This window comes from Bacillus sp. P4_D3 (assembly GCF_056401855.1).
Genome location: NZ_JBFUIN010000779.1, coordinates 1 through 1,379, shown reverse-complemented (window position 1 = coordinate 1,379; position 1,379 = coordinate 1). Strand labels below are relative to the sequence as shown.

The 1,379-nt window shown below is 31.4% G+C and carries 3 protein-coding genes; all 3 read left to right on the top strand.

All coding sequences use genetic code 11. The features are described 5' to 3' along the window. The first annotated feature begins 95 nt into the window (after positions 1–95). The 3 genes from AC1DTM_RS26610 to AC1DTM_RS26600 all read left to right on the top strand — a co-directional run bounded on the left by AC1DTM_RS26610 (position 96) and on the right by AC1DTM_RS26600 (position 1,226). A complete protein-coding gene (locus AC1DTM_RS26610; RefSeq protein ID WP_087962562.1) occupies positions 96–593 on the top strand; it encodes an ankyrin repeat domain-containing protein in 498 nt (165 codons plus the stop codon). A 67-nt stretch (positions 594–660) separates the two neighbouring features. Then, a complete protein-coding gene (locus AC1DTM_RS26605; protein WP_162617079.1) occupies positions 661–738 on the top strand; it encodes a hypothetical protein in 78 nt (25 codons plus the stop codon). A gap of 14 nt (positions 739–752) precedes the next feature. Continuing rightward, complete coding sequence (locus tag AC1DTM_RS26600; protein WP_002066158.1) at positions 753–1,226, top strand: Imm30 family immunity protein; 474 nt, start codon at positions 753–755, stop codon at positions 1,224–1,226. Positions 1,227–1,379 lie beyond the last annotated feature (153 nt).

Below are 1,379 nucleotides of genomic sequence, written 5' to 3'. Positions count from 1 at the left end.
AATTAAAGAATTAACTAACAGATAGTGATAGAGGAAAAGTATGAAGAGGAAAGCTAACTTTTTAAACTAGATAAAAATAATGCAGGGGGGACTCTATGGAAAGTGAGGAAAAAGCGATAAAAATCTATGATTTCATTAAAAATGGTGATATAGAACAAGCGAAAGAGATAATTATTACTGATAAAAGTTTGCTTGATTTTGTAACGCCTTATGGAACGTGGCTACATGTTTCGGCTAGAGCTGGTGAACTGGATATGATAAAATTTCTTGTTGAATCTGGTCTGGATATTAACCTTAATGAAGGTGTACCAAAGTCAGCGCCTATTGCACATGCAGCTAGTGAAGGTGAAATTGGTATTGTAGAGTACTTATTTGATAATGGTGCAATATTAGATGTTAGTGACCCAAATAGAAATCCACTATTTGCAGCTATTTATGGCGGACACCTTGATATTGTAAAGTTTCTCATTAAAAATGGTCTGGATATAAATATCAAGTATACAGAGAAGACTATGAAAGATATGGGAGCTTATGAATTTGCTATTGAAAGAGGACAAACAGAAATTGCTGAATATTTAAAAATTTATACTTAAGGTGGAAGCCATATATTGATTTAATAGAAAAGTATGGAACACCACATATAATGAATGTTTCGGGTTTGTGCCTTTTCTTGGATTAGGCGGATTAGAAAAGTTGAAAACTAATGATCATATTAATTTAATTACCCAATTCATTTAAAAGGAGAAATTTATATGGACTCTCAATCTGAGGTTAAGAGATTATATAGTTGTAGATTTTTAAAAAATCAATCGGAATGTGAAGAGTTTGATAATATATTAGAAAACTTAGCAGATTGTACTGATGAGAAGCTTATTAAAGAGTTGTGTATAGTATTTGAGGATGAAACACAAGCGGAAGAAGTTATGTTTGGTTTAGTTCATTTTATTGAAAGTTTTGAAATGGAAAAATATCTAACAGAGATGCCTAAAGCTTTACCAAAAATGGTTGAGAGTGCAAAAGAGTGGGCAATTCTACTAAACATAAGAATTTTAAATAGTGATTTATGTAGAAGTGAGTATGCTAAAGTGCTTGTAGGAATGAATCATGATATACAACTAACGGTAATTGATTTACTTAATGAAATTATTGCTGATGACCCTAAAAGATTTGAGAGCACTGCCAATGAGGTTCTTAGTCAATTACAGGGAGTTAATAAAAATAAATAAAAGTGAGAAATGAGTACATAGATGAAAAATAAATGAGAATTGTAGAAACAGTGGAAAGGCAATGTGAATGATATATATTTACAAATATAAGATAACTGTAGCGACCATTTGTATTATGGATAAAACTGAGAACACCCTAGCGAAGAGCTAGGG

Excerpts from the sequence above, each read along its gene's own strand:
- AC1DTM_RS26610 (WP_087962562.1), top strand. The coding sequence starts at position 96 with ATGGAAAGTGAGGAAAAAGCGATAAAAATCTATGATTTCATTAAAAAT.
- AC1DTM_RS26600 (WP_002066158.1), top strand. The coding sequence starts at position 753 with ATGGACTCTCAATCTGAGGTTAAGAGATTATATAGTTGTAGATTTTTA.